Origin of the sequence: Qipengyuania sp. NPDC077563 (assembly GCF_044901345.1) — a bacterium.
Taxonomy (GTDB): Bacteria; Pseudomonadota; Alphaproteobacteria; order Sphingomonadales; family Sphingomonadaceae; genus Qipengyuania; species Qipengyuania aestuarii.
In genome coordinates, this window is record NZ_JBJDPC010000001.1 from 261,095 (window position 1) to 286,087 (window position 24,993).

At 60.5% G+C, this 24,993-nt stretch carries 15 protein-coding genes and 1 tRNA gene; 7 read left to right on the top strand and 9 right to left on the bottom strand.

The window, feature by feature from the left end; genetic code table 11:
* Nucleotides 1-331 precede the first annotated feature (331 nt).
* The 5 genes from ACI2I1_RS01345 to ACI2I1_RS01365 all read right to left on the bottom strand — a co-directional run bounded on the left by ACI2I1_RS01345 (nt 332) and on the right by ACI2I1_RS01365 (nt 10,242).
* Nucleotides 332-2,533 (bottom strand): DUF11 domain-containing protein, encoded by a 2,202-nt coding sequence (locus ACI2I1_RS01345; protein ID WP_404677602.1) that lies wholly within the window; start codon nt 2,531-2,533, stop codon nt 332-334.
* Nucleotides 2,530-7,569, bottom strand: coding sequence for a hypothetical protein (locus ACI2I1_RS01350; RefSeq protein WP_404677603.1), 5,040 nt, complete (start codon nt 7,567-7,569; stop codon nt 2,530-2,532). The genes ACI2I1_RS01345 and ACI2I1_RS01350 overlap by 4 nt, the downstream gene beginning before the upstream one ends.
* A 64-nt stretch (nt 7,570-7,633) precedes the next feature.
* Nucleotides 7,634-8,683 (bottom strand): hypothetical protein, encoded by a 1,050-nt coding sequence (locus tag ACI2I1_RS01355; RefSeq protein ID WP_404677604.1) that lies wholly within the window; start codon nt 8,681-8,683, stop codon nt 7,634-7,636.
* Between the two features lie 70 nt (nt 8,684-8,753).
* Nucleotides 8,754-9,257 (bottom strand): hypothetical protein, encoded by a 504-nt coding sequence (locus tag ACI2I1_RS01360; RefSeq protein ID WP_404677605.1) that lies wholly within the window; start codon nt 9,255-9,257, stop codon nt 8,754-8,756.
* 13 nt (nt 9,258-9,270) lie between these two features.
* On the bottom strand, nt 9,271-10,242 hold the full coding sequence (locus ACI2I1_RS01365) for a hypothetical protein (protein WP_404677606.1): 972 nt from the start codon (nt 10,240-10,242) through the stop codon (nt 9,271-9,273).
* Nucleotides 10,243-10,399: 157 nt separating this feature from the next.
* Between ACI2I1_RS01365 and ACI2I1_RS01370 the strand changes: the two genes are divergently transcribed.
* From ACI2I1_RS01370 to ACI2I1_RS01380, 3 genes are read left to right on the top strand one after another with little or no spacing between them, the layout of a single operon-like run.
* Complete coding sequence (locus tag ACI2I1_RS01370) at nt 10,400-10,873, top strand: low molecular weight protein-tyrosine-phosphatase (RefSeq protein WP_404677607.1); 474 nt, start codon at nt 10,400-10,402, stop codon at nt 10,871-10,873.
* A 6-nt stretch (nt 10,874-10,879) separates the two neighbouring features.
* On the top strand, nt 10,880-12,214 hold the full coding sequence (locus ACI2I1_RS01375) for an ABC1 kinase family protein (RefSeq protein ID WP_404677608.1): 1,335 nt from the start codon (nt 10,880-10,882) through the stop codon (nt 12,212-12,214).
* Entirely contained in the window at nt 12,211-13,020 is an 810-nt protein-coding gene (locus ACI2I1_RS01380) for a fructosamine kinase family protein (RefSeq protein WP_404677609.1), read from the top strand. The genes ACI2I1_RS01375 and ACI2I1_RS01380 overlap by 4 nt, the downstream gene beginning before the upstream one ends.
* Here ACI2I1_RS01380 and recG read toward each other — a convergent pair.
* On the bottom strand, nt 13,017-15,080 hold the full coding sequence (gene recG, locus ACI2I1_RS01385; RefSeq protein ID WP_404677610.1) for an ATP-dependent DNA helicase RecG: 2,064 nt from the start codon (nt 15,078-15,080) through the stop codon (nt 13,017-13,019). The two genes, ACI2I1_RS01380 and recG, sit on opposite strands and share 4 nt — an antisense overlap.
* Nucleotides 15,081-15,135: 55 nt before the next feature.
* Between recG and ACI2I1_RS01390 the strand changes: the two genes are divergently transcribed.
* Together ACI2I1_RS01390 and mfd are read left to right on the top strand one after the other, a co-directional pair.
* A complete protein-coding gene (locus ACI2I1_RS01390; protein WP_221543065.1) occupies nt 15,136-15,414 on the top strand; it encodes a succinate dehydrogenase assembly factor 2 in 279 nt (92 codons plus the stop codon).
* A gap of 56 nt (nt 15,415-15,470) precedes the next feature.
* Nucleotides 15,471-18,962 (top strand): transcription-repair coupling factor, encoded by a 3,492-nt coding sequence (gene mfd / locus ACI2I1_RS01395; protein ID WP_404677611.1) that lies wholly within the window; start codon nt 15,471-15,473, stop codon nt 18,960-18,962.
* Between the two features lies 1 nt (nt 18,963).
* Here mfd and ACI2I1_RS01400 read toward each other — a convergent pair whose 3' ends face one another.
* Nucleotides 18,964-20,286 (bottom strand): GGDEF domain-containing phosphodiesterase, encoded by a 1,323-nt coding sequence (locus ACI2I1_RS01400; protein WP_404677612.1) that lies wholly within the window; start codon nt 20,284-20,286, stop codon nt 18,964-18,966.
* 128 nt (nt 20,287-20,414) lie between these two features.
* Here ACI2I1_RS01400 and ACI2I1_RS01405 point away from each other — a divergent pair, with 128 nt between their 5' ends.
* Together ACI2I1_RS01405 and ACI2I1_RS01410 are read left to right on the top strand one after the other, a co-directional pair.
* Nucleotides 20,415-21,197 carry an NAD kinase gene (locus ACI2I1_RS01405; protein ID WP_404677613.1) on the top strand — a complete coding sequence of 261 codons (783 nt, stop codon included), beginning with the start codon at nt 20,415-20,417 and terminating at the stop codon, nt 21,195-21,197.
* A 98-nt stretch (nt 21,198-21,295) separates the two neighbouring features.
* Nucleotides 21,296-21,370: transfer RNA gene (locus ACI2I1_RS01410), tRNA-Asn, on the top strand.
* 5 nt (nt 21,371-21,375) lie between these two features.
* Here ACI2I1_RS01410 and ACI2I1_RS01415 read toward each other — a convergent pair.
* A complete protein-coding gene (locus ACI2I1_RS01415; protein ID WP_404677614.1) occupies nt 21,376-22,113 on the bottom strand; it encodes a sulfite exporter TauE/SafE family protein in 738 nt (245 codons plus the stop codon).
* 47 nt (nt 22,114-22,160) lie between these two features.
* Nucleotides 22,161-24,959, bottom strand: coding sequence for a preprotein translocase subunit SecA (gene secA, locus ACI2I1_RS01420; RefSeq protein WP_221543060.1), 2,799 nt, complete (start codon nt 24,957-24,959; stop codon nt 22,161-22,163).
* Nucleotides 24,960-24,993: the final 34 nt, after the last annotated feature.

Below are 24,993 nucleotides of genomic sequence, written 5' to 3' on the forward strand. Positions count from 1 at the left end.
GTTCCGATGGTTTCTGCCATCCATCGGGGCGGACAACTCACGTCCGAATGCCCTTAAATTAGCCCCAAGGGGTTCGAATTGGGGTTCGTCTTTACTGAGTGTCGTATCTATCAACTATTAAACACCACCTTACTGATTTTTTGTGATCCCTCTTCTGCACCATTTTCAGCTAATTTTTATGCTGATGCTTGGAACATCTGCCGGATTGAGCTGATGTTGCGAAACCATCTGGCCTAAATTTCGCGATTATCTGTTAATCGAGTTCTGAATTAAGCGAACGGCCGGTATTTCGCGGCCGCCATTGAATAAATGGTATGCTATCCTCTGCAAATCATCGAACGACAAATCTGACTTTCACAGTGAAAGTCGTGGAGGCAGCGAATGCTCCTGTAGGGCGCAGTCTGAAGTCGGTAATTGACACATCGCAGCCGTTCGCGTCGGGAGACGGCGTGTAGGTCCAGGTAGCTCCCCCATCGGATGAAAAGTCCAATCGATCTGACGGATCATTCAGCGAAGTGAAGGCATAACTCAAGCCAGACGAAGGTGAGCCAGCATTGAATAGGATGGGGCCGCTACTCCCGCCGAAATTGGCCAGACACATTTTCGCATCTGCTGGCGCATCGTCCCTCACTATGACGCTATTGGCATCGGCGGGCTCGCTGCCTGTGTTGGTAACGGAAATCAGGTATTCGACCAAGGCGCCTGGGATAGCCTTCGGGTTTGTGGCGCCATTCACTGGATCGGCGACCACGCGGCTTACCTTCGTTACATTCAAGGTGGTATGAGGCCTGCAGAACTGGATATCGTGGAGCCCGATTCCTTGTTGCCCCGGATCGTTCGGGGCGGTGGAATGGTTGCCATAGCTTATCGTTATTCTGTCTATTTTCCCGGCAAAAGTGACGACGACATTCCCCATTCCAGAGTCACTGTCAGAGGCGAAATCGCCAATGGCTGTGTTTCCGTTCACATAGTTTGCGTTTCCATTGGTCAATGTGGGCGTCACCGAGGTTCCCGACAAACTACCCGTAACGGTAACGCGGTCCGCAAATTGGTTCGGTGCGAAATCGACATCGAACAGCGTAAATTGAACGCCTTCGAAACCTCTAGGCAGCGTGATGTCGATCGTAGCCGAATTGGAACGGGACGTTTGGTTCACAACGACAGCGAGATTGCGTTCTGCAGGATTCAATCCCCCCGTGAAAGAGCGTTGAAGTGTGGGGGACCGTCCTTCGAATTCCGCCAAGTCCATATAAACCCCGGGGTTTGAGACAGCGAACCCGATTTGGCCGAAAGTCCCAAGTGCGTAACTGTTGTTGGTAGAACCGGCAACCCAGCTGACCGAGCTGGCATCCCAGTCGAAGAACATCGAGCCGTTCGGGCAGTTCAGAGTTGGCGCGACGCCGGCCACGCGCCCGCTGGCGACGACGAAGCTTGCACTTGCATAGTCGTCCTCGGATGCGACACCGTTGTTGGGGGTGGAATCGGGATCAACCGCGCTGCTGGCGATCACCTCGGCCGTATTCGTGATGGTCGTGCCCGAACTGCCCGATACGGTTCCGGTGATGGTCAGAGATACAGACGTGCCCGGAGCGAGACTGGCGACCGACCAAATCCGGGTCGAAGAATTGAAACTGCCGCTTCCTGAGGCGGCGGAGAAAGCAAACTGGCCGGGGAAGTTTTCCCGCACGGCAATGTTGTTCGCGGTTTCTACCGAAGTGGAGTTGTTCTCAAGGGTCAGACGGTATGTGACAGCACCTCCTTGCGGCGGAACCGAACCAATTACCGTCTTTTTCAGTGATAGATCCGCGCCGACAACCGTATAGGTGAAGTCTGAAATGCCCGCGAATTGCTCGCTTGGATTGCTAGACCACCACGTCCCGCCGATGTAGCTGAAATACACTATCCGAATACGCTTAACGCTGGTGTCGGCGAAGGTGAACCGGATGTCCCCAGCCGTTGATGAACTGTCGGCATTATCCACTCCGCGCCAGCCATTTACGACGGCGTCGTCAGTTCGTCTTGCAGCATTACCGGCCGACCAGAAAGCAGCATTGGTCGCAGCGTTGACGAATGATCCAGATCCGTTGTCGTAGTAGACTTCGATGGCGTCGACGAACTGTCCATTATCGATATCGGTGATGGAGAAGCTCAAGTTTCTGACCGAGCGACTGAGCACGAAATCTGTCGTGATCTTGTCGTTGGGATCGTAGCTTGAATTGTCGAAATTGAGCCGAAGAGGGCGGAATGCGCTACCCAAAGTACCGTCGTAGTAGCTGAGAAAGTCACCGAAGGCGGGATTGAAGGAGCCCCGACCGCTTCTGACAGTATTATATGAAATGGTCGCAGTAGTACCGTCAGAGCCGGTGACGGTGCTGGGGTTGGGCACGCCGTTCAGATTGGGGAAGTTGCCTGTTTCCCAGTCGATGGTCGCGGTTTGCGCGGCGGCGGGCGAGGTGAGGCCGAAGCTCAGCAAGATCACCCATATGACGGCGGCTGCCTTGGTCAGGAGCTGATGGACGGTGGCAGCTCTCATCGGCTCAATCCCAGGGCTAAAAGGCTGTCGGCGTCGAGCTTCATGCGGGCGGTGGCGTAGACGCCGGCGTCGGTCTGGCGCGCGGCCGAGAAGTCCTCGTCGCGGAAGCCGGTGATGTTATAACCGAGCGTGAGCAAGGCCCCGTCGACCGGAACGAAGCCGACATTGGGCCCGAAGGCAAAGCTGGTCGTTCCATCACGCAACGCCGCGCGGATCGTGCCCCTGCCCCCGATCTCGAACCGTTCGCCCAGGCCGAAGCGCACTTCGGACCCGGCGAGCAGCGTGGTCCCTTCGAGCGAATAGCCTTCGACCTCGTCGAGATTGTACCGCGCGCCGAGGAACAGGCCGTATTCATCGCGCTGGAAGAAACTGCCGTCCGCGCTTTCGCCGTAAGGAGACCAATTGCCCGAAACGCTGGCGATCAGCCGCCGCGAACGGGCATCGCCGGTTACGGCAAAGGCGCTGCGTCCAACCGGTCCGACCTCTCCGGCGACCACGTTCCAGACCTGATCGCTGCGATATTCCAGCTTGCTGAGGAAGGAAAATTCCGAATTGTCCGGACGGTGTGCGAGCGCGATGGCCGCATCGAGGATCTCGCTTTCCGAGCCGTCCTTGCCCGAAGCATTGGTCCAGGTGAGGCCCGAACCGACGATCGAGCCCTCGCCCAGCTGGCGGATCGCACCGGCGGTCAGGCCCTTGCGCGTGGCCCACTGGCCGTCGCGATATTCGGCGCGCGCAGTCGCACTCCAGCGGTCCTTGCGATAGGCCACGCCGAGCGTTGCCGCACCGAAGTCTTCGAACAGGCTGCCCGCCTGCCCCAACTGTCCGCCGCTGCTGACGGGGTGATCGGGATTGATGATATCGCCCAGCGCCGGATCCTTCCCGAGCGTGCGATTGCCATCGAGTGTGGCATCGATCGTCAGGCTGGGCGTCACTTGCAGGCTCTGCGACAGGCCGAAGGCGGCGAAGGTCCGGTTGCCGAATTCGTCGATCCGCTGCTTCCCGAGCGACGTGACCGCCTGCGCGCCGTTCCAGGGCGTCACCTCGAACCCGCCCTTGATGGTATGGGCACCGATATTTTCGCCATCCGCGATCTCGTACAGCCCGACGAAACGGACATCTTCGGTCAGCGCGTAGCGTGCCCCGATCCGGTGACGGGTTGGCAGATCGATCGACTCGCCCTGGTCCAGAGCGATGCTGGTCGAAGCGCTGAGTTCCAGCCGGTTGTCGAACAGGCGCCGGGTCGCGCCGCCTTCGAGCACGGTCGAGATATTTTGCGAGCCATCGGGCAGGCGGTCTTCGAACCGTGCGATGCCGAGGCGATATTCGTTCTGGAGGTTGATGTAGCCCAGTTCGATCTGGGCGGCACGGCGGCGGGCATCGCTGTCGAGGCTTTCGTCCTGCCAGATGCTGCCAAGCACGGCGAACCGGTCATCGATCTTGAGACGGGCATCGGCACCGACCTTGGTGCGCCCCAGTTCGGCCCCGTTCTGATGGCCCACGCCGAATTCGGAATCGACCGTGCGCGCATACGCTAGAAGATCGAGATTACCCGTCTGGTGCTGCATTTCCACCAGCCATGCCTGATCCAGATCGCCGCCATTGTCGCTTATCGCGACCTCCGCACGAAGCTGTGTCGCTTCGTCCAGTTCGGCATGCATATCCAGACCGGCCATATTGGTGCGGGCGCCTGTGCCCTTGTCGCTGATGGCCGTCGCGCCGATGCGAACCGTGTCGGTGCGATCGGTCCATTCCACACGCACCCCGGCATTGGTTTCACCGCCCGAGCGGCCATCGGTTTCATAGTCGACAACGATGAACTGCGGGTTGAGATCGAAATCGCGGCTGAGAACCGGTTCCTTGAAGGTGATCGTGCCGGTCAGCAGATCGATATCGTAATCGATGAAGCGGGTCAGCTGCCGGGAGGTCACGATCAGTTCGCTACGGAAGCGATCGCGCACTTCCAGAGTGACGCGTTCGCTATTGGCAATGATGCCGCGGCTCGACAGGCTGTAAGGCCCGGTGATGCCCTGCCCCTGGATCTCGTCGCGGCGGAAACCGCTGGAGATATCCGCAGCGAAGGCTTCCGCCTTGAATTCGCCGAAGCGCGCCTCGCCTTTGAAGCCGGTCGCGGTGCGATTGTAGCGCGAAAGCCGCGTCTGATCGAAGCCGGTCACGAAATCGCCGTAGAGCGCGTAGAAGCTGGCGGTCTCGATACGCAGATACAGTTTTTCGCGTGACGCGGCGTCGAACTGACGGCTCGAACCATCGCCGAACACCGTATAATAGGCATCGGGGTCGATCGTGCCGAGCAGGCGCTGATCCTCTTCCTGCTTGGCGCTGTCATAGGCGAGCGTGACGAGGTATTTTCCAAGCACCCTGCCCTTGGCATAAAGCGCCACGCGGGCTTCATCGCCCAGATCGCTGTCGAAGCGGCCCGAGCGTTCCATATTCTCGGCCACGGTGCGCGCGCCGACAGAACCTTCGGCAAGACCGATCACGGTCCATTCGATATCGCCCGGCTCGATCCAGGTTTCCAGAACCTCCTCACGCGAGATTTCGCCGTCGTCGAAGCGGAAGGCGAGCTGCAGCAAGCCGCTGACCATGGTCGGCGCAAGTTCGACAAGCGCGATCCCGTCGGATCCTTCCACCGTCCAGCGGGCCGATCCTGCGGCAAGGCCCGTCAACTGGTTCAGCTGCTGGCGCTCGAGCTGCTCGGCGCTCTGATATGGCGCGCTGATCGTCAGTTCGCCCGAAATCCCGGCACGCAGAGGACGGCGGTTGCGATCGAGAATGCGGATCGCCACCACCGGATTGGTGCGGCCATCGGCAATCAGCTTAGACTGCGCCTCGACCAGCTCGGCCTTGGCCGGCGTGGTGGTGAAGAAGACTTCACGCTCGATCGTCTGGTTGATTTCGCCGAAGCTGTTGATGATGTCGGCGCTGAGGACCGAGCGTTCCCCGCGCAGCGGCACACCGCGCCACATGCTGACCGCGTAGCGGCCCTCTTCGGCATTGCGGACGCCTTCAAATAGCAGTGCATCGACCGGCTTGCCGTCGATGCGCAAATTGATCTTCTGTCCCTTGCGATGGCGGATCGCCACCTTGATGGCAGGCGCACGCGGATTGTGATCGACTTCCGGCGAAAGCCAGCCATCGGGTCCATCGCCAAGCGCGATCCAGTCGACCGCAGCTTCGCTCTGCGCTTCGGCCTCGGCCTCGACCGCGGGCTTCGCAGCAACTTCGCCGTCACCGAGGGCTTGGGCGGTTTCTTCCGCTGCGCCGGCTGCCGGCAGGCTTCCTTCAGGCACGGTCGCGTAGAAATCGGCCGTAACCAGAGAGCCGCCGCCGCCGATGGCGAAGCGCGAGATCGCGCTGCCTGCGCCGCGCGTGTCGCGGTTGCAGTCGATGAATTCGCCGCCTTCCGGCAGGGTCATGCGCGATACCTGCACGACATGGGTGCCGGGGACCACGCCGTCGAAGTGATAACGGCCATCGCGATCGGTCACTGCGAAGCTGCCGTCTTCCATCATGACGCGGATGCCGGGAATACCCTGACGATTGCCCTTCACATCACAGGTGCCCGCCGAAACCCGGCCGATGATGGTCATCCGGCCAGCGATCGTTTCGCGTTCGACCTCGATCGTGGCTCCGGTCCCGGTTTGCCGACCAAGCGAATCTTCGGCGGTTGCACGATTTTCGGCCGGCCCCGGGGGCGCATCGGCGCGGATCGTCATGGCATAGGTAATCCGCCTGCTTCCGCCAGCCGGGATGTCTTCCAGGTTGAAGACGATCTTGCTGCCATCAGGAGCGATTTCTGCCGCTTCGCCAGCCGGCTGGCCGTCGATCTGGACGGAATCCTTGCGGAAGCGAAGCCAGCGCGAAGGAGTATCGGTAACCTTCACGGCCCGTTTCGGTCGCGAAGGATCATCATTGGTTACGACGATCGAATAGAGGATCAGGTCGCCCGGCTGCGCGCCGGGACGCGATGCCGTCTTGGTCAGTTTCACTCCGACACCGGGACGATCGAGAGGAATGTCTACCAGGCGCGAATCGTCGATGCTGGGCGAGACTTCGCCGCCAAAAGATCCATCGCCGATCGTGAAAGGCTGGCCATTTGCGCCGACGAAGACCTTCAGCTGTTCGGCTGAAACCACCGACGGCGCGGTGTATGGAGCCGGAGGTTCCATGCGCAGGCGATATTGACCCGCTGCGACACGGGGAAACCAGAACTGCCCGGGCCCCATCGAATAGGAGACGCCCGATACGTCGAAAATCGCTTCGCCGGACGTTACGGTCGACGGCCAGGGAGTGACTCCGTCGCCCGCAAAGACCTGTGCCGGTGCACCGGTAAGGGCGTCGACAAGTGTTACGCGCGCTCCCGAGACCGGAGCTCCGGTTTCGCTGTCAAAGACGGTATTATAGGAAGGGGCGATCACATCCACCGAGCGGCTGATGATCGATACCGATCCTGCGCCGAGCGATACGTCGATTTCGACAATGCCCTTGTCGATCACGCCAAGACGGCAATCGCCTGATACGAAGGCAGGCGGCGTCGGATGGGTTTCGATCGAGCCGATGAAGACGCCGGTATCGACGCCCGTTTCATAGACGGTAATGTTCTCGCGGTCGCCGGTGCTGCTGGCGATAGCGAGATCGACCTGGTCGATAACGCCGGGATTGCGGTTCGCCTGAGCCGCGGTGACCTGAATATACAGAGCCGTACCAGCCGAGATCAAAGAAGTCGGCTCTACATTGGCCGATTTGCCATTGGTGCTTGTCGTGTCTGCCCGCGTGGCGGACGTCTCGGTGGAATTGGTCGCCAGACAAAGCGAGGCGGAGAAATCCAGCTGGATGCCGGGCTTCACGACCGGGCGATACAGGGCGATCGATGCGTTGTTCGTTTCGACCTTGATCGAATAGAGATTCGATTTGGTCTGGAAATTCTCGCCGTCGAACGTCCAGCGCGCTTCCGCGATATTGTCGATCGACTGCGCGCGCGCCGTTCCTCCCAACACGACAAATGGCAGCAGCACTCCGAGGAGCACTGCTGCCAAAAGCCGGAAGGAGGAACGGAAACGCACGTTCTGCTTCAGGTGATCAGTTGATGGTCACGCGGAAGTAGACGGAACGGCTCTGAGCCGAACCGATGTCGCTGAGATCGGCAGTGACATTGGGATCTGCGAAAGCCGCGGTCGGCGGCGTCGCGGTCAGACCGTTCGTGCCATTTGCGCAGGTCGCATCGCCATTCACGAAGATGCCGAAGCTGCTGTCGTAAGTGACGTCGGCCGGCAGGGCGTCGGTCACGTCGATGCCGGTTGCGGTCGCGCCGCCCGAAGCATTCGACACTACGATGCAGTATTCGACCACGGCACCCGGAATTGCTTTCGGATTGGTCGTGTTGTTGAGCGGATCGCTGATGATGCGGCTGGTCTTCGAGACAGTCACATCGGCAGCCGAAACAGCATAGGTACCGCGGGCCGAGAAATCGCCCTCGCCGGCGTTATCGCTGTCACCGGCACCATCGGCCAGAACCGTGTCCACGCCCGCAGTGTTCGCACCAGTGCTGTTGACCAATGCGGCACCCGGCGATGCGGGTGTGCCCGACAGGGCGCGTGCGTCGGCCGTCAGAACGACGTCGAATTCGCTGCTATTCGCAGCATTCAGACCGATGTCGCCCACAACGAGGACCTGACGCATCTCGTCTGCGGTCATGTTGTCGAGATAGGTAATCGGACCGGCGTCGATTTCGGTCTGGTCGAGAATGCCGTCCTTATTCGTATCGAGATAAATGCGGACGTTATTCAGACCTGCCGGATTGCCAGTGTCGGCAAGGGCGCTGAGCTGGTAATCGACGGCGTCGTTCGAGAGGTTGGTGACCTCGAATGCCAGAACGGCTCTGTTCTGGCCCGGTGTTACCGACACGGATGCCTGGTCGACTGTGACGGTCACATTGACCTTGCGGTCGACCGTGAACTCGTCAGAAGCAGTAACTGCGGTCTGGGTGATATTACCAACGTCGAAGCTTACCGAGACGTTGTTGGTAATCTTGTCACCAGCCGAAGTGCCCGCCGCCAGCGCAGGGCTGGAACTGAGGGCGACAAGTGCAATCGCACTCGTCGCACCCAGCATTTGCTTGGTGCGTTTCATCTTACACTTCCTTAGTATGTGTCCGCGCTTCGCTTACCGCCCGCAGAACTTGGCGGTTACCGTCCGCCCTTCAGCGGATGATAGCTGGGTATTCGAGCCGTCCGCTCGCGCCCGGCGCAACCGAGGCCAGCGTCCAGCGAATGTGAGTCACATCTTCCGGCGCGGCCGCGCGCTGGGCGCCGTCTTCGCCGGTCACTGTCAGCGCCGAAAGCCTGCCCCAGCTCTCGCCGCCATCGACCGAGACGATCAGCTCGTCGCTAGCGTCGGGCGCCAGGCGGACAGCCTTGGGAACCGGGTTCGTCACCACGAAATTGGCAACAGCCTGCGTGCCCTTGTTGGAATAATCGGTGCCGAAGATGAGCTTGTCGCCGGGCACAATCGTGTCCGGCGTGACCAGTTCGACCGTGTCTTCGCCGTTCTCGCCCGTCACGACCTTCTCGAGCTTTACGTCACCCTTGAGGTCGATGTCCTTCTGCTGCGCTTGGGCGGGCGCTGCGGTCACACCCAGCGTGCCGGCCATGAGCAGGGCGATGGCGAAGGTGCTGGCGAATTTCTTCATTTTTCCGAATTCCATGTGATCAATCAGTTCAGTCGATGGTGACGTCGAAAGTGACGGAATGGCTGGTGCCGCCCGCGACCGTGCCTAGTTTTACGGAAATCCCGGTGGCAGAGCTTTCGCCTGCATCGGCGTCGGTAGCATCGGTGAGGCCGGCAGCATCAAGCGCCAGCGTCCCGGCGGTATAGGTCGTGCCGGCCGGGAAAATGTCGGCCACCACAAGGTCGCTGACCGTTCCGCGACCAGTGACATTTGCCGTGATGGTGTAGGAAACGACTGCGCCAGGCACCGCGCTCGTGCCGCCCCAAGGATCGCTGACCGTGGCGGACTTCACCAGATCGACCTTGGTGATGCCGATGATGATCGACCCGGTGGCATTGTCGTCGGCACCGTTACCGCCGACGATCGCATCCCCGCCATCGACGCCCTGCCCGGCGAAAACCGTGCCCGGCGTGCCGGTACCGGTGACGGCTTCGGCCAGCAGATCGACAGTGCTTTTCTGCCCGTCGAGGACCATTCCGGGGATGCTCGTGATGACGAAGACCTTGATGGCTTCACCGGCAGCGAGAACCTTCGTGGTTTCGGGCGCGGTCAATATCTGATCCACGCCGGGATCGTAGGTCCCGTTATCGTTGGTATCGACCGCAATGTCATCGATATCGGTATCGAAGTCGTTGCCCGAAATGCTGGGATTGGCCGTTAGCCGGAAAGCTTCGGGGCCGTTGCCGATATTGGTAACTTCGAAAGTCAGCACCGCCGTGCCCGAGGACGCGGATACAGGCCCGGAATTCAGCGAGGTGACGGTAACATCCAGCACTTCGTCGACCCGTAGAGTGACGGTGTTCGACGGGACCGAGACGGACCCCGTACCATCGTCGTAGGTCGCCGTTGCAGTGTTCTCGATGAGAGTACCTGCCTCGACACCGGCGGCATAAGCAGCTGGTGCAGCGAGGAAAACCGAAAGGGCCAGACTGCTGGCGAAGGCGCGATGATAGTTAACCATAGGGTCATATCTACGCCGAAACGCTTAACAATCCGTTTCATGCAAGGTTACTTTTCGGTCACCTATTATGAAAACCCTAAATTAACCATTCGAGGTTTCTCGGCCTTGCGGCGGCAAACGCTTGGCGCGGCCCGACCCAAGCTGTTAGGCTCGCTCCATGAGCAAAATTAAGGTGCTGTTCGTTTGCCTCGGCAACATTTGCCGTTCACCGTTGGCGGAGGCCGCTTTCCGTGCCGCTGCGCAGGATGCCGGGCTGGATGTAGAGGTCGAGAGCGCCGGGACGGCGAACTATCACGTGGGGGAGAGGCCCGATCCGCGCAGCATCGCCGAAGCGCGCAAGCACGACATCGACATCTCCGGTTACCGAGGCCGCCAATTGCAGGCCGCCGATTTTCACGAATTCGACTATATTCTGGGTATGGACGCGTCCAACATGACCAATATTGCCGCGGTCGATCCGGGCGATGGCAAGGCTCATGTGGCGATGCTGCTCGACCTTGTCCCGGGCCAGCAGGGTCGAGAGGTCGCCGACCCCTGGTACGGTGGCCCGGAAGGCTTCACCACAACGTGGAACGAGGTGAAGGCCGGAGCAGACGCTCTTGTAGCGGTCCTGATTAATGAGAATAACTGACCGAGGATGAGTGACGACGACAAGCCTTCGCGCCATCGTTCGGTCCCGTCTTCGCGTATCGGAAGGCTGGGCGGCTTCACGCTTCTCGCAGGAGGCGTTGCAGGCGGAATGCTTAGCGAAGGGGCGCGCCGCTTGGCGAGTGGCGAACGCCCCAGCATGGACCAGCTACTGCTGACGCCCGGTAACGTACGGCGGCTCACCGACCGGCTCGCCCATTTGCGCGGGGCGGCCATGAAACTGGGCCAGATGATTTCCATGGACGCCGGGGACGTCCTGCCTCCCGAGCTTTCCGACATCCTTTCCCGCTTGCGCGACCGCGCCGATTTCATGCCCCCGCGCCAGCTGGACAAGGTTTTGCAACAGGAGTGGGGCAAGGACTGGAGACGCAAGTTCCGCCGGTTCGAACCCCGCCCCATCGCCGCCGCTTCCATCGGTCAGGTTCATCGCGCCCTGACGCCTGATGGCCGGACACTCGCCATCAAGGTCCAATATCCCGGCGTTGCGCAAAGCATCGGTTCCGATGTCGACAATGTCGCTACTCTCTTGAAGCTGACGGGATTGCTCCCTCCCGAACTGGATATCGCGCCTCTTCTCGTGGCGGCGAAAGAACAGCTGCACGAAGAAGCCGATTACGAGCGCGAGGGGCAGATGATGACCCGTTTCGGAGAGTTGCTGGCCGACCAGCCGCAATTCGTCGTTCCCGCGCTCGACACCGATCTTACCACGCCGCGCATTTTGGCAATGAGTTACGAAGAAGGCTCTCCGATCGAGGCGCTTGCAGATGCCGAACAGGGTATCCGGGACGAAGTCTTTGCGCATCTCGTGGAACTGGTGGCGCGCGAACTGTTCGAAGCCCAACTGATGCAGACCGACCCGAATTTCGCCAATTATCGCTGGCAAGCATCCACGGGCCGTATCGTCCTCCTCGATTTTGGCGCCGCACGCGAAGTATCCGACACCATCTCGCAAGACTATCGACGCCTGCTGACAGCAGGATTGGCGGAGGATCGCGAAGCGGTGCTCGACGCCGCTATCGACGCGGCCTTCGTCAATCCCAAGGCGCTAGACCGCCATCCGCAAGCCATGCGGAAAGCGGTCGACATCGCGGTGACCCAAATGGCCCGGCCCGAGCCGCTGGACTTCGGTGACCGGGCCTTCGTGCCAGAGATCCGCGAAACGGTCATGCCGATCGCCCGCGATCGCGAAAGCTGGCACCTCCCTCCTGCAGAAACGCTTTTCGTGCAGCGCAAGGTCAGCGGGACGGCGCTGCTAGGCGCAAGGCTGAAGGCCCGGGTAGACGTGCGCGGGATCGTCCAGCGCGTATTGGAAAAGACGCGGTGAGCGATGCGATCCACAAAGTGGTGCATCGCCTTACCGGCGCCGAGGTAACCGCACTGCGGCGATATCCCGGCGGCGACATTTCCGGAGCGAGCGAAATTCGCCTGGCAGACGGCCGAATGCTGGTCGCCAAACACGGTCCCGTAGTCGATATGGAGGGCCGGATGCTTCAGGCGATGAGCGAAAGCTCTGCCCCGGTTCCCGAAGTTCTGGACTGCGAGGATGACGTTCTACTCATCGAATGCCTGCCCTCTGACGGATCGCTCTCCGGTGAAGCCTGGACAGCGCTAGCCCATGCCCTCACCTCCCTGCATGAGATAACGGGCGAAAGCTATGGCTGGCCGGAAGATTACGCGCTTCGGCATGTCACGGTCGCGAACAACAGGTCGGATGACTGGCCATCCTTCTGGGCGCATAACCGCCTGCTGTGCCATGCGCCCCACCTGGATGCTGCAACGGGCAAGAGGTTGGAAGCTTTGTCATCGAATTTGGGCGACATGCTTCCTGCGAGACCCCGTCCCGCGCTGCTTCACGGCGACATGTGGGGCGGAAACGTGCTTGTTTCCGGGAGCCACATCAGCGGACTTATCGATCCGTGTGCCTATTTCGGCCATGCGGAGGTCGATGCCGCCACGCTGACAGTGTTCGACAATCCGCCACCGGCGTTTTTCGAGCAGATGGCTTTCGAAGCGGGATGGGAAGATCGCCAGCCGGTCTACCGGCTATGGACCTGGCTGCTTCACGTCCGCCTTTTCGGGGGTGGTTACCTTTCCGCTGTGGAGAGAGAACTCGAAGCGCTCGGCTTCTAGCCCCCACGCAGGGTTTTCACACCGAAATCACGCTCAAACAGATAGAGCAGCGTGCGCGCCGCCTCGCCGCGCTTGCCTTCCAGTCCGCCATCGCGCTCCATGAGAAGTCGGGCATCGTCATGCGCCTTGGGCAGCAACTCCGTGATCTGCTCGAAGGTGGCGATAGAAAAGGGTGTATCACCCGACTGACGCGTGCCGAGCAGTTCACCGCCTCCCCGCAATTTCAGATCTTCCTCGGCGAGCAGGAATCCGTCCTGGCTTTCCCGCATCAGCGCCAGTCTTTTCTGAGCAGTCTCGGAGAGGGTTTCTCCATGCAGCAGGACGCAAAAGCTCTTTTCGCTGCCACGACCGACACGGCCCCGTAACTGGTGCAGCTGGGCAAGGCCGAAGCGCTCTGCCTGCTCGATTACCATGAGCGTGGCATTGGGCACGTCGACCCCGACCTCGATTACCGTTGTCGCCACCAGCAGCCGCGCCTCGCCGCGCGCGAAACGCTCCATCGCAGCGTCCTTCTGCTCGGGTGCGAGCTGGCCATGCACCATCACAACATCGTCGCCGAACCGCTCTTTCAAGGAAGCATAGCGCGCTTCTGCGGCAGCGATCTCTTCGGGTCCATCGATCTCTCGGACCATGGGGCAAACCCAGAAAGCCTGGCGGCCCTCGGCAAATTGCGCGGCAAGCCGCTCGACCAGGGCAGGAATGCGGTCCTGACCCATCACCACCGTATCGATCGCCTGCCTGCCAGGGGGAAGTTCATCCAGCTTGCTGACATCGAGCTCGCCATATTGGGCGAGCGTCAGCGTGCGCGGGATAGGCGTCGCGGTCATCGCGAGCACATGAGGTGCGCGCCTGCCCTTGCTCGCCAGCATCAGCCGCTGGCCGACGCCGAAGCGATGCTGCTCGTCGATCACGACCATGGCAAGATTGCGATAGGCAACCTTGTCCTGAAATATGGCGTGCGTACCCACCACGATGTCGATGCTGCCGTCGAGCAATCCCATCAGCGTGCCCTCGCGCGCTTTGCCCTTGTCCCGCCCGGTCAACAGCGCGACCTGCGCTCCGGTCGGTTCGGCCATCCTGCGCAGGCTTTCGTAATGCTGGCGAGCGAGGATTTCGGTTGGCGCGAGGAGCGCGGCCTGCGCCCCTGCCTCCACTGCAATGAGCATCGCTTCCAGTGCGACAACGGTCTTGCCCGCACCGACATCGCCCTGAAGCAGGCGAAGCATGGGGGCTTCCTGCGCCATATCGCCTTCGATTTCGGCGATCGAACGCTTCTGCGCGCCTGTCAGCGGAAATGGTAGATCCAGCTTGCCGCGATAGCTCCCGTCCCCTTGCAGGGCCTGGCCGCGGCGCCTGCGATTGTCGGCCCGCACCAGCAGCAGCGCCAGGCTGTTCGCCAGCAGCTCGTCATAGGCCAGGCGGTCGCGGGCGGACTTGTCCTCGCCCTTGTGCGCCGCTTTCAACGCGGCATGCCATTGGGGCCAGTCGGCTTTCGCAAGCTGAGCAGGTTCGATCCACTCTGCCAGTTTCGGCAGCTTGGACAAGGCCTGCTCGACAAGACCGGAAAGGCGCGGCTGCGTCAGCCCTTCGGACAATCTGTAGACCGGTTCGCACAGCCGCTGGAGCGTATCGCCGCCTTCCTCGACCACATGATCCGGATGGACGATTTGGAGCATGTCGCCATAGCGTTCCAGCTTCCCCGCCACCCAGCGGGTTTCGCCGACAGGCAGCTGCTTCTTCGCGGTGTAGGATGCCCTGCCGAAATAGCTGAGCGCGAGGACATTGCCCACGCTGTCCTGCGCCAGAACACGGTAGGGCGCGCGTGGGTTACGGCTGCCGCGATGCTCGGTCACGTTCAGCTTGAGGACGATGTTTTCACCCTCTCCCGCATCGTCAACCTTTTCGACGGCACGGCGCGAAACGAACCTTTCGGGCAGGTGATAGGCCACGTCCTTGATCCGCAGCAGGCCCAGCCGCGCAAGGGGCTTCTTCAGTTTCGGGCCGACGCCATCCAGCGTCTCGGCTTCGGCGAACAGGGGGTTGAGGACTTCGGGCCGCATGCTCGAGACCCTATAGCGGCTTGCGCGGGTTTGGCGAGTGCCCTACCCGTCCCTCATGCCTGAAATGCTTACCCCCGAAGGTCGCCTCGCCCGTTGCAAATTCCGCAGCTGGCACCGCGGCACGCGCGAAGCCGACTATATGATCGGCGGCTTCTTCGACCGTTATCACAAGGAATGGGGCACCGAAGAACTCGCATGGTTCGAGGCGCTGCTGGAAGAAGACGATGTCGACATCATGGCCTGGGCATTGAAGACACAGGCCACGCCGCCGCGTTTCCAGGGCGAACTGATCGAGAAGATGCAGGAACTCGATTACGTCGATATTCCTCGCTGAGGAAGAACAAGACGCATTGACGGGAACGGCGCAGGGCTTACGGCGCTGACGCTGTAATGCCCGATCTCTCCCGAATCCTGAAAGCCGAAAAGCAACTCACTCTCGCGCAGGTCGCGCGCGGCGCGCAGCCGCTCGTCATGGCCGATCTTGCGCGCGCCGGAAAAGGGCGAGCAGTCTTCATCGCGCCCGACGATGCGGCGATGCGGAGCGTGGCCGATGCTGCGAATTTCTTTGCGCCCGAGCTCGAGGTGATCGAATTCCCGGCATGGGATTCGCTGCCCTACGACCGCGCGAGCCCGGCGCTGAGCGTCAGCGCCAAACGCCTCGCGGCCTTGCATCGCCTGCAGACCGGCAAAGCCAAGGCGCAACTTGTCGTCACAACGGCCAACGCGGTGCTCCAGCGCGTCCTGACGCCTTTCCGCATTCGCGAAAGCGTGCGCGAATTCAAGCCGGGAACGGAGATCGGGCGCGACAGCCTCTCGCTGCTGTTGCAGAAGCAGGGGTACAGCCGCACCGATACGGTAATCGACAAGGGCGAATACGCCATTCGCGGCTCGATCGTGGATGTCTTCCCCAGCGGTCTCGACGAGGCGCTACGGCTCGATTTTTTCGGAGACGAACTGGAAAGCCTGCGCAGCTTTGATCCGAACACCCAGATGAGCACCGGACGGCTCGACAATCATCTGCTCCTGCCTGCCAGCGAAGCTCTCCTCGACGAGGACAGCATCAAGCGTTTTCGCAGTCGGTATCGCGAGATGTTCGGCGCGAATGCGACGCAGGATCCGCTCTACGAAGCGGTCAGCGAAGGACGCCGTCTTGCAGGGATGGAGCACTGGCTGCCACTGTTCGAAGACCGGCTTGTCACGCTGTTCGACCATCTCGACGATGGCGACGTGGTGGTCATCGATAATGCCAGCCTTGCTGCTGCGGACGAGCGCATCAAGGACGTCGCCGACTATTACGACCAGCGCAAGGCAGCGAGCGGTCAGGCCAAGGGCAGCTACCGCCCGCTCAAACCCGACGCGCTGTATTTGACGGACGAGGAATTCAAATCCGGTCTGGCTGACGCCCCTGCCCATCGCGCGACCACTTTTGACGAGCCGGAGAGTGACACGGTCATCGATTTCGGCTTCCGTTCGGGCCGCGATTTCGCGCCTGAACGTGCGCGCGGGGACAATGTCTATCCCATTCTCGCCGATCACCTGAAAGCGCTGGGCAAGGCCGGCAAGAGACCGCTGCTGGCCGCCTATTCCACCGGCAGCCGCGCGCGTATCGCATCGATACTTTCGGAAGCCGGTGCGCCGGTGCAGCTGGCCGATAGCTGGCAGGAGGCGCTCGGGCTCTCCGCGAAGGGCAAGCCGGCCGCCATGGTGCTGCCGCTGGAAGCCAGTTTTGCTAATGACGAGATGGAGCTGCTCACCGAGCAGGACATCCTCGGGGACCGGCTGGTCCGCCGCAAGAAGAAGCGCAAGGACGCCGACGCCTTTCTCGCCGAATTGCAGGCACTCGCCGTCGGCGATCTCATCGTCCATACAGAGCATGGCATCGGCAAGTATCTCGGCCTTGAACCGGTCAGCGTCGGCAAGTCGAAGCACGATTGCGTCCAGCTCGAATATAAGGGCGGCGACAAGCTTTTCATTCCGGTCGAGAATATCGATGTTCTGAGCCGCTACGGCTCTTCCGAAGAAGCGGTGATGCTCGATCGGCTGGGCGGCGAGGCATGGCAGAAGCGCCGAGCGCGCCTGAAAGAGCGCATCCAGGAAATAGCTGGCGAGCTCATGCAGGTGGCGGCCCAGCGCGCGCTCAGGAAAGCGCCGGTGCTGGAAGTGGACGAGCCTACCTACAACCAGTTCCTCGACCGTTTTCAATACGAGGAGACGGACGATCAGGACCGCGCGATTTCGGATGTCCTGTCCGATCTCGAAAGCGGCAAACCGATGGACCGACTGGTCTGCGGCGATGTGGGCTTCGGCAAGACCGAGGTCGCCCTACGCGCCGCTTTCGTCGCGGCGATGAACGGCCAGCAGGTCGCCGTGGTCGCGCCCACAACTCTCCTCGCTCGGCAGCACTACGAGAATTTCAGCCAGCGTTTCTCCGGCTTTCCGCTGAAGGTCGGCCGCCTGTCCCGCCTGGTGTCGGCGAAGGAAACGAAAGAAACCCGCGAGGGTCTTGCCAGCGGAGATGTCGATATCGTCGTCGGCACCCATGCGATCCTTTCGAAACAGACCAAGTTCAAGGATCTGGGTCTTGTCATCGTGGACGAGGAACAGCGCTTTGGCGTGACGCACAAGGAGAAGCTCAAGCAGCTTCGCGCCGACGTGCATATGCTCACTCTCACCGCAACGCCCATCCCCCGCACTCTGCAGATGGCGATGACTGGTCTGCGCGAACTATCCACCATCCAGACCCCGCCAGTCGACCGCCTCGCCGTGCGTACCTATGTCATGGAGTGGGACGATATGGTGATGCGCGAAGCGCTGCTTCGTGAACATCACCGCGGCGGTCAGAGCTTCATCGTCGTGCCGCGCATCTCCGACATGGAGCAGATTTCCGACTGGTTGCATGAGAACGTGCCCGAAGTAAAATTCGTTTCCGCCCACGGCCAGATGAGTGCGGGAGAAATCGAGGAGCGCATGAGCGCTTTCTACGAGGGCAAATACGATGTCCTTCTCGCCACCACGATCGTGGAAAGCGGCCTGGATTTGCCAAGCGCGAACACCATCATCATACACCGCGCCGATATTTTCGGCCTCGCCCAGCTCTATCAGCTGCGCGGACGTGTGGGGCGCTCCAAACTGCGTGCTTATGCCTATCTCACTTACGAGAAAGACGTTGCTCTGTCGGAAGTGGCAGAAAAGCGTCTCAAGGTACTCGGCGATCTCGACAGCCTCGGTGCAGGTTTCCAGCTTGCCAGCCACGATCTCGATATTCGCGGCGCCGGCAATCTGCTCGGTGACGAGCAGTCAGGCCATATCCGGGAGGTCGGCTTCGAACTCTACCAGTCGATGCTGGAAGACGCGATCCTGGCCGCGAAGGCTGGCGAATTGGGGCTGGAAGCCAAGAAGGAAACGGTCAGCCCGCAAATCACTGTCGATGCGCCGATCATGATTCCGGAAGACTACGTTCCCGATCTCGCAGTCCGCATGGCGCTCTATCGCCGCCTGAACGATGCAGAGAACCAAGGCGAAATCGAAGCGTTGGCCGCCGAGATGATCGACCGCTTCGGGCCGCTGCCCTCCGCCACTGAAAATCTCGTGCGGCTGATCCAGATCAAGCTTCAGGCGATGGAAGCCAACATTTCCAAGATTGACGTCGGCGCGGCGGGCACTCTGGTGACCTTCCACAATGACGATTTCGCCGATGGGCCCGGCTTGATCGCCTATGTCGATCGGCTGAAGGGTACTGCGAAACTGCGGCCGGATATGAAACTGGTCATCAGCCGGGCATGGAATTCGCCCGAGAGCAGGCTCAATGGGCTCTTCCAGCTTACGAAGGGCCTATGTTCGATCGTGAGGAAATCGGGTAAACAGAAGAAAGCGCCTGTGTGAATTACTGGTGAGCGACAAGCTCGGCGAATTGGGATTTCTGGACAGCGGCAGCGCGCAGGAAGCCCTGATAATAGCTGCACCCTTCTGCCGCGATGAAGGCGCGTTGTTCTTCCGTCTCCACACCTTCAACCAGGACCTTCAGGTCGAGTGCCTTCGCCATTCCGATGATCGCGCGAAACACAGCCCGGTCCCGCCCGTTCTCGATCACTCCTGCAAGCATGGAACGATCGAGTTTGAGCGAGTCGATGGGAAGCACTTTCAGATAATGAAAATTGCAGAAGCCGGCCCCGAAATCATCAAGCGCGATTGAAACCCCCAGTTGCTTCAGCCTCTGCAGCATCCGGTCGACACGCTCCGTCTCCGCAACGAGAACATGCTCGGTTATCTCAAGGGTGATCCGGGAGAGCGCAAAACCGCTGCGCTCTGCCATGCGGGTGAAATCCGACGCGAAATTGTCGGCAGCCAGATCAGATGGCGTAATGTTGATGGAAAGCTGGAGGTCGGCCGGCCAGTCCCTGGCCTTCTCCAAGGCTCGCTCCGCGACGTGCCGCGACAGCTGCGCAACATGATCAGCACGCTCCGCAATCTGGAAGAGCATGTCTGCGCCGATCTCGCCGACAATCGAGTGCTGCCACCGCGCCAGCGCCTCGGCACCGACTACCCTGTCGTCGGCCAAGGAAAACTGCGGTTGGAAAAGGATCTCGATTTCATCTCGATCGATTGCTGCAAGGAGATCGGCTTCGAGCTCGATATGAGTGCGGGCGACGGAATCCATCGCTCCGTCGGACCAGGCAATACGCCTCCCGCTGCTCATGCGGAGACGCGCCGAAACCTCTGATAGCCGATCCAGCATGATGTCGACATCATCGCTCTCACCCCACTTCATGAGGGAGATCCGCGGCCACAGGCGCAAGCTGCTTTCACCAGTCGGATTTGCTATCGGCGCCGCCAGCGCATCGGCCAATGCTTCGGCCAGCCACTGCCACCTGTCCACGCTCATCTCAGCCCGAGCGATAAGGAGGAAGTTCCCGCCGACCAGACGTGTGGCCAGCCAGGTGTCACTTTCCAGCTCATCCCCTGCAAAATGCCGTATGCGCCGCGCGACCTCAACCAAGGCGAGGTCGCCTGCAGTTTCACCGAACGCCACATTCACCGTATCGATGCGGCCGAGCGAGACGAGCATGGCATTGATCGGACACGGTCGCGCAGATGCCCGCCAATCCTTGCGCCAGCCAGCAATGGTTTCACGCAGATGCACCAAGCCGCCAAGACCGGTTAGTTCATCCGCCGTTTCGCGGTCTGCCTTGTAGGGGGTCGTCGCCATTTTGGTTCCGGTAGCATCGCACAGGGACCCACTCCAAAGAAAATGCGTCTTGTTGCCAAACGATACACCGGTCCATAGGGGTGGGCCTGTATCGCCGTTCGGGGCGACAAGCACAGAACAGGGCGGCCATGCCGGAATTTCAGAAACTCGCGCTTCTCGTTTCCGACTCCGATCGCGCACGCGAAGCAGCAGAGGGCATCTTCGAAAACCTGACTGAATGGGTGCCTATCGAAGATGCAGAGGCCGTCGTCGTGATCGGCGGAGACGGGTTCATGCTGCAAAGCCTGCATGCCATGCTCGACGAGGGCCGCATTCTGCCCGCCTATGGCGTGAATCTGGGTACGGTCGGCTTTCTGATGAACAAGAACCGCCAACCCGAAAAACTGCTTTCTCGTATCGCGCGGTCCAAGGCGCACAAAATCGCGCCACTTTCGATGCAGGCCGTCACCGAAACCGGAGAGACCCACCGTTTTTGCGCGATCAATGAAGTGTCTCTGCTTCGTGAAACGCGGCAGACAGCAAAGCTCGAAGTCATGGTCGATGACAAGGTGAGGATCAAAGAGCTGGTCTGTGACGGCGTCTTGCTGGCAACACCCGCCGGTTCGACTGCGTACAATCTCTCTGCCGATGGGCCGATCCTACCACTGGATTCGCAACTGCTGGCGCTCACACCGATATCTGCCTTTCGCCCGCGCCGCTGGAAGGGCGCGATTTTACCCGATCGCAGCCGCGTCGCCATCAAGGTGATGGAGGCCGAAAAGCGTCCGGTATCGGCGGTCGCTGACCAGCGCGAAATCCGCCATGTCGTGGAAGTTAAACTGGAAATCGCGCGCGAAAACGAGCTGACCCTGCTGTTCGATCCCGGTCATGCGCTGGACGAGCGGATCGTGTCGGAACAGTTCGTCTTCTGACTGCAAAGACGAATTGCCGGAATGCCAAAAAAAATCGAAAAGCCCGCTTGCCAAACCTGAACGCCCCCCATATACGCGCGGCCTGCCTGACGGGCTGCTCCCCGATAGCTCAGCGGTAGAGTAGGTGACTGTTAATCACTTGGTCGTTGGTTCGAATCCAACTCGGGGAGCCACTTTCTTACATAGCGAAGAGTAGCCTTGCTCCCACCCATGCGGTGAGGGCTGCGGTACCCCAGCGTATCCAGCGCTGCGGAAGAACTTTGAGCGCCAGCAGGCTGCCGATCTGTCCCGCGACTGCGACTGCCACGATCAGAGGCAGGCCCACGTCGAAGGCGGCGAGAAAGCGCCCTTCTCCGCCCTTCATGATCTGGCCCGCGAGGCCGAAGAGCGAATTCACGAGAATGAATAGGCTGGCCGTCGCAGCGATGGCACGTGCTTCGTTCCAGCGCGTGAGATGCAGGAAGGGAGCAAGGAATATCCCGCCGCCAATTCCCACCACGCCAGCCAGATAGCCCAGCGGGACAGCCACCACGGGCATAAACTTGGCGGCGTGTCCGGGTTTACCCTCGCCAACGCCCAAAGGCAGCAGCATCGTTAGCGCGGTGACGACCAGGCTCGCACCCAGCAGCGTCAGAAATATCTTCTCGCCGACCGGGGTGAACCCGCCCAGAAACGCTGCAGGCGCGGCGAGAGCCGTGAGAAGAAGCGCTCCGCGCCAAGGCAACACTCCTGCTCGGGCAAACCGCACCGTACTGCCCGCGACGACCACGATGTTGCAGGAAAGCGCAATGAGCGGGAGAATGCGATAGTCCACGCCCGAAAGCGCCAGAAGGGCGTTATAGGTCGATCCCCCGCCGAAACCGACGCTGGCGTAAAGCAGCGCTGTCAGGAAAAAGGCGGCGATGAGCCAAATCATGCTCTCGCCGCCTCCATCGTTATCTTATCCACGTCAAGCGAGGTTGATCAAGCCTTGGCGCGGATCGCCCCGTGACAATGCTTGTATTTGTTGCCCGAACCGCAGGGGCAAGGATCGTTGCGGCTGATCTCCATGTCGGCATAGGGATTTTCGGTCTCCGATCCGCCCGGCCCGACAGCTGCGCGCGCGCTGCCCGCTAATGCACCGAAAAGGGCTGCTCGCCTCTCTGATCCGTCACCATCGTTGGAGTTATCCAGACCGGTCAGCGGATCGATGTGTCCGGTCAGGAAATCCGGAAGATCGGGAAGGTCGACGGCGGGGAGCGGTGCCGGCTCAGCGAGCTGGATACGCAGCAATTTGGCCGTCACATCCTCGCGCAGCTTGTCGAGCATGCTTTCGAACAGCGCGAAAGCTTCCTGCTTGTATTCGTTGAGCGGCTGCTTCTGCGCATGGGCGCGCAATCCAACCACCTGGCGAAGTGCGTCGAGCGTGGATAGGTGATCCTTCCACTGGTGATCGAGTTCCTGCAGCAGCAGGCTCTTTTCGACCCGGCGCCAGATGGACGGATCCGCCTGCGCGATCTTCTCGTCCATGCGGCGATCGGCTTCTTCGCGAATGCGTTCTTCGACAAGTTCCGGCTCGATCGCTTCTTCCTGAAGCCATTCTTCCATCGGGAAAGACATGCCAAACACTTCCTCGACCTTCGTCTTGAGGCCGTCGAGGTCCCATTGCTCGGGATAGGAACCGGGCGGGCAATGTTCGGAGACCATGCCGTTGATGGCATCGTGCCGCATGTCGACCACGACATCGTCGACTGCCTCGCTATCCATGATTTCGGCGCGCTGTTCGTAGATGACCTTGCGCTGGTCGTTCATGACATCATCGTATTGGACGACCTGCTTACGGATTTCGTAGTTCCGAGCCTCAACCTTCTTCTGCGCCGTCTCGATAGCCTTCGAAAGCCATTTGGAGCCGATGGCTTCTCCGTCCTCGAGGTTCGAATTCATCATGCGGGCAAAAAGCGTGTCGGGCCCGAAGATCCGCAGAAGATCGTCTTCGAGACAGAGGTAGAAGCGGCTCAGACCGGGGTCACCCTGGCGCCCCGAGCGTCCGCGTAGCTGGTTGTCAATCCGGCGGCTTTCATGGCGTTCGGTTGCGAGGACAAACAAGCCACCCGCTTCAAGCACACGCTGTTTCTCCGCAGCGACATCTTCCTTGATCCGGGCAATGGCAGCGTCGCGTTCGGGGCCTTCGGGCATTTCCGAAAGCTCATCCTCCACGCGGAATTCAACGTTGCCGCCAAGCTGAATGTCGGTGCCGCGACCAGCCATGTTGGTAGCAATCGTGACTGCTCCGATACGGCCTGCCTGCGCCACGATATGCGCTTCGCGCTCGTGCTGGCGGGCGTTCAGGATTTCGTGCTTCACACCTTCCTTGTCGAGGAAGCTGGAGAGCAATTCGCTCTTTTCAATCGATACCGTACCGACCAGCACCGGCTGGCCGATCTCGTTCTTTTCCTTGATCGCCTTTGCGATGGCTTTGAATTTGTCAGCCGTGTTCTTGTAGAATTCGTCTTCTTCGTCGATGCGCTGGACGGGAACATTGGTCGGGATCTCGACCACGTTCATCTTGTAGATGTCCCAGAATTCAGCCGCTTCGGTAGCCGCCGTACCGGTCATGCCGGAAAGCTTGGGATACATGCGGAAATAGTTCTGGAAAGTGATCGATGCGAGCGTCTGGTTCTCAGGCTCGATCTTAACGCCTTCCTTGGCTTCCACCGCCTGGTGCAAGCCGTTGGACCAGCGCCGTCCGTCCATCATGCGGCCGGTAAATTCGTCGATGATGACGACCTTGCCTTCTTCGCCCATCGACCCGTCGGGCTGCATCTTCTTTTCGTATTTGACGATATAGTCGGTATCGCGCTTGAACATGATGTTTGCTTTGAGCGCTTGGTCGAGGTGGTGGACGACCTGGGTATTCTCGACGTCGTAGAGGTTGTCGGTTTCGAGAAGACCTGCTTCCTTGAGCATCTCCTCGATCTTGTCGTTGCCGTCCTCGGTCCAGGTGATGTTCTTGGTTTTTTCGTCCGCTTCGTACCAGTCCGGTTCGATCTTTTTCACGATCGCATCGACCGTGACATACAGTTCGGACTTGTCTTCGGTGGGGCCCGAAATGATCAGCGGGGTACGGGCCTCGTCGATCAGAATGGAGTCCACTTCGTCGACGACGGCGAAGTTGAAGGGGCGCTGGACCATCTGGCCGCGCTCGTGCTTCATATTGTCGCGCAGGTAATCGAAGCCGAATTCATTGTTCGTGCCGTAGGTGATGTCCGCGCCATAGGCATCGCGGCGCTGCATTTCGCCCAGGTTCGGAACGATCACGCCGATCGTTAGGCCGAGGAACTGATGCAACTGGCCCATCCATTCCGCGTCACGGCTGGCGAGATAGTCGTTCACAGTTACAACGTGAACGCCCTTGCCTTCGATGGCATTGAGATAGGTGGCAAGCGTGGCGACGAGGGTCTTGCCTTCACCCGTGCGCATCTCTGCGATCTCGCCGCGATGCAGCACGATACCGCCGATCATCTGGACATCGAAGTGACGCATGCCGAGCACGCGAACCGATGCTTCCCTTACCGTCGCGAAGGCTTCCGGCAGGATGTCGTCCAGCGTCTTGCCATCGGCCAGCTGCTGGCGAAACTTGTCGGTCTGGGCGCGAAGTTCATCATCGCTGAGTGCCTGCAACTGCGGCTCGAGCGCGTTGATCTGATCGACGATCTTGCGGATGGAAGTGACGTAGCGATCGTTTGACGAGCCGAAGACGGCTTTCATGAGCGAATTGAGCATGGGTAGGCTGAGGCCTCAATAGGATGTGATTATG

Excerpts from the sequence above, each read along its gene's own strand:
- ACI2I1_RS01355 (WP_404677604.1), bottom strand. The coding sequence starts at position 8,683 with ATGAAACGCACCAAGCAAATGCTGGGTGCGACGAGTGCGATTGCACTT.
- ACI2I1_RS01400 (WP_404677612.1), bottom strand. The coding sequence starts at position 20,286 with ATGGCGACGACCCCCTACAAGGCAGACCGCGAAACGGCGGATGAACTA.
- ACI2I1_RS01390 (WP_221543065.1), top strand. The coding sequence starts at position 15,136 with ATGCCTGAAATGCTTACCCCCGAAGGTCGCCTCGCCCGTTGCAAATTC.
- ACI2I1_RS01405 (WP_404677613.1), top strand. The coding sequence starts at position 20,415 with ATGCCGGAATTTCAGAAACTCGCGCTTCTCGTTTCCGACTCCGATCGC.
- ACI2I1_RS01375 (WP_404677608.1), top strand. The coding sequence starts at position 10,880 with ATGAGTGACGACGACAAGCCTTCGCGCCATCGTTCGGTCCCGTCTTCG.
- ACI2I1_RS01370 (WP_404677607.1), top strand. The coding sequence starts at position 10,400 with ATGAGCAAAATTAAGGTGCTGTTCGTTTGCCTCGGCAACATTTGCCGT.
- ACI2I1_RS01415 (WP_404677614.1), bottom strand. The coding sequence starts at position 22,113 with ATGATTTGGCTCATCGCCGCCTTTTTCCTGACAGCGCTGCTTTACGCC.
- ACI2I1_RS01365 (WP_404677606.1), bottom strand. The coding sequence starts at position 10,242 with ATGGTTAACTATCATCGCGCCTTCGCCAGCAGTCTGGCCCTTTCGGTT.
- recG (WP_404677610.1), bottom strand. The coding sequence starts at position 15,080 with ATGCGGCCCGAAGTCCTCAACCCCCTGTTCGCCGAAGCCGAGACGCTG.
- secA (WP_221543060.1), bottom strand. The coding sequence starts at position 24,959 with ATGCTCAATTCGCTCATGAAAGCCGTCTTCGGCTCGTCAAACGATCGC.
- ACI2I1_RS01360 (WP_404677605.1), bottom strand. The coding sequence starts at position 9,257 with ATGGAATTCGGAAAAATGAAGAAATTCGCCAGCACCTTCGCCATCGCC.
- mfd (WP_404677611.1), top strand. The coding sequence starts at position 15,471 with ATGCCCGATCTCTCCCGAATCCTGAAAGCCGAAAAGCAACTCACTCTC.
- ACI2I1_RS01345 (WP_404677602.1), bottom strand. The coding sequence starts at position 2,533 with ATGAGAGCTGCCACCGTCCATCAGCTCCTGACCAAGGCAGCCGCCGTC.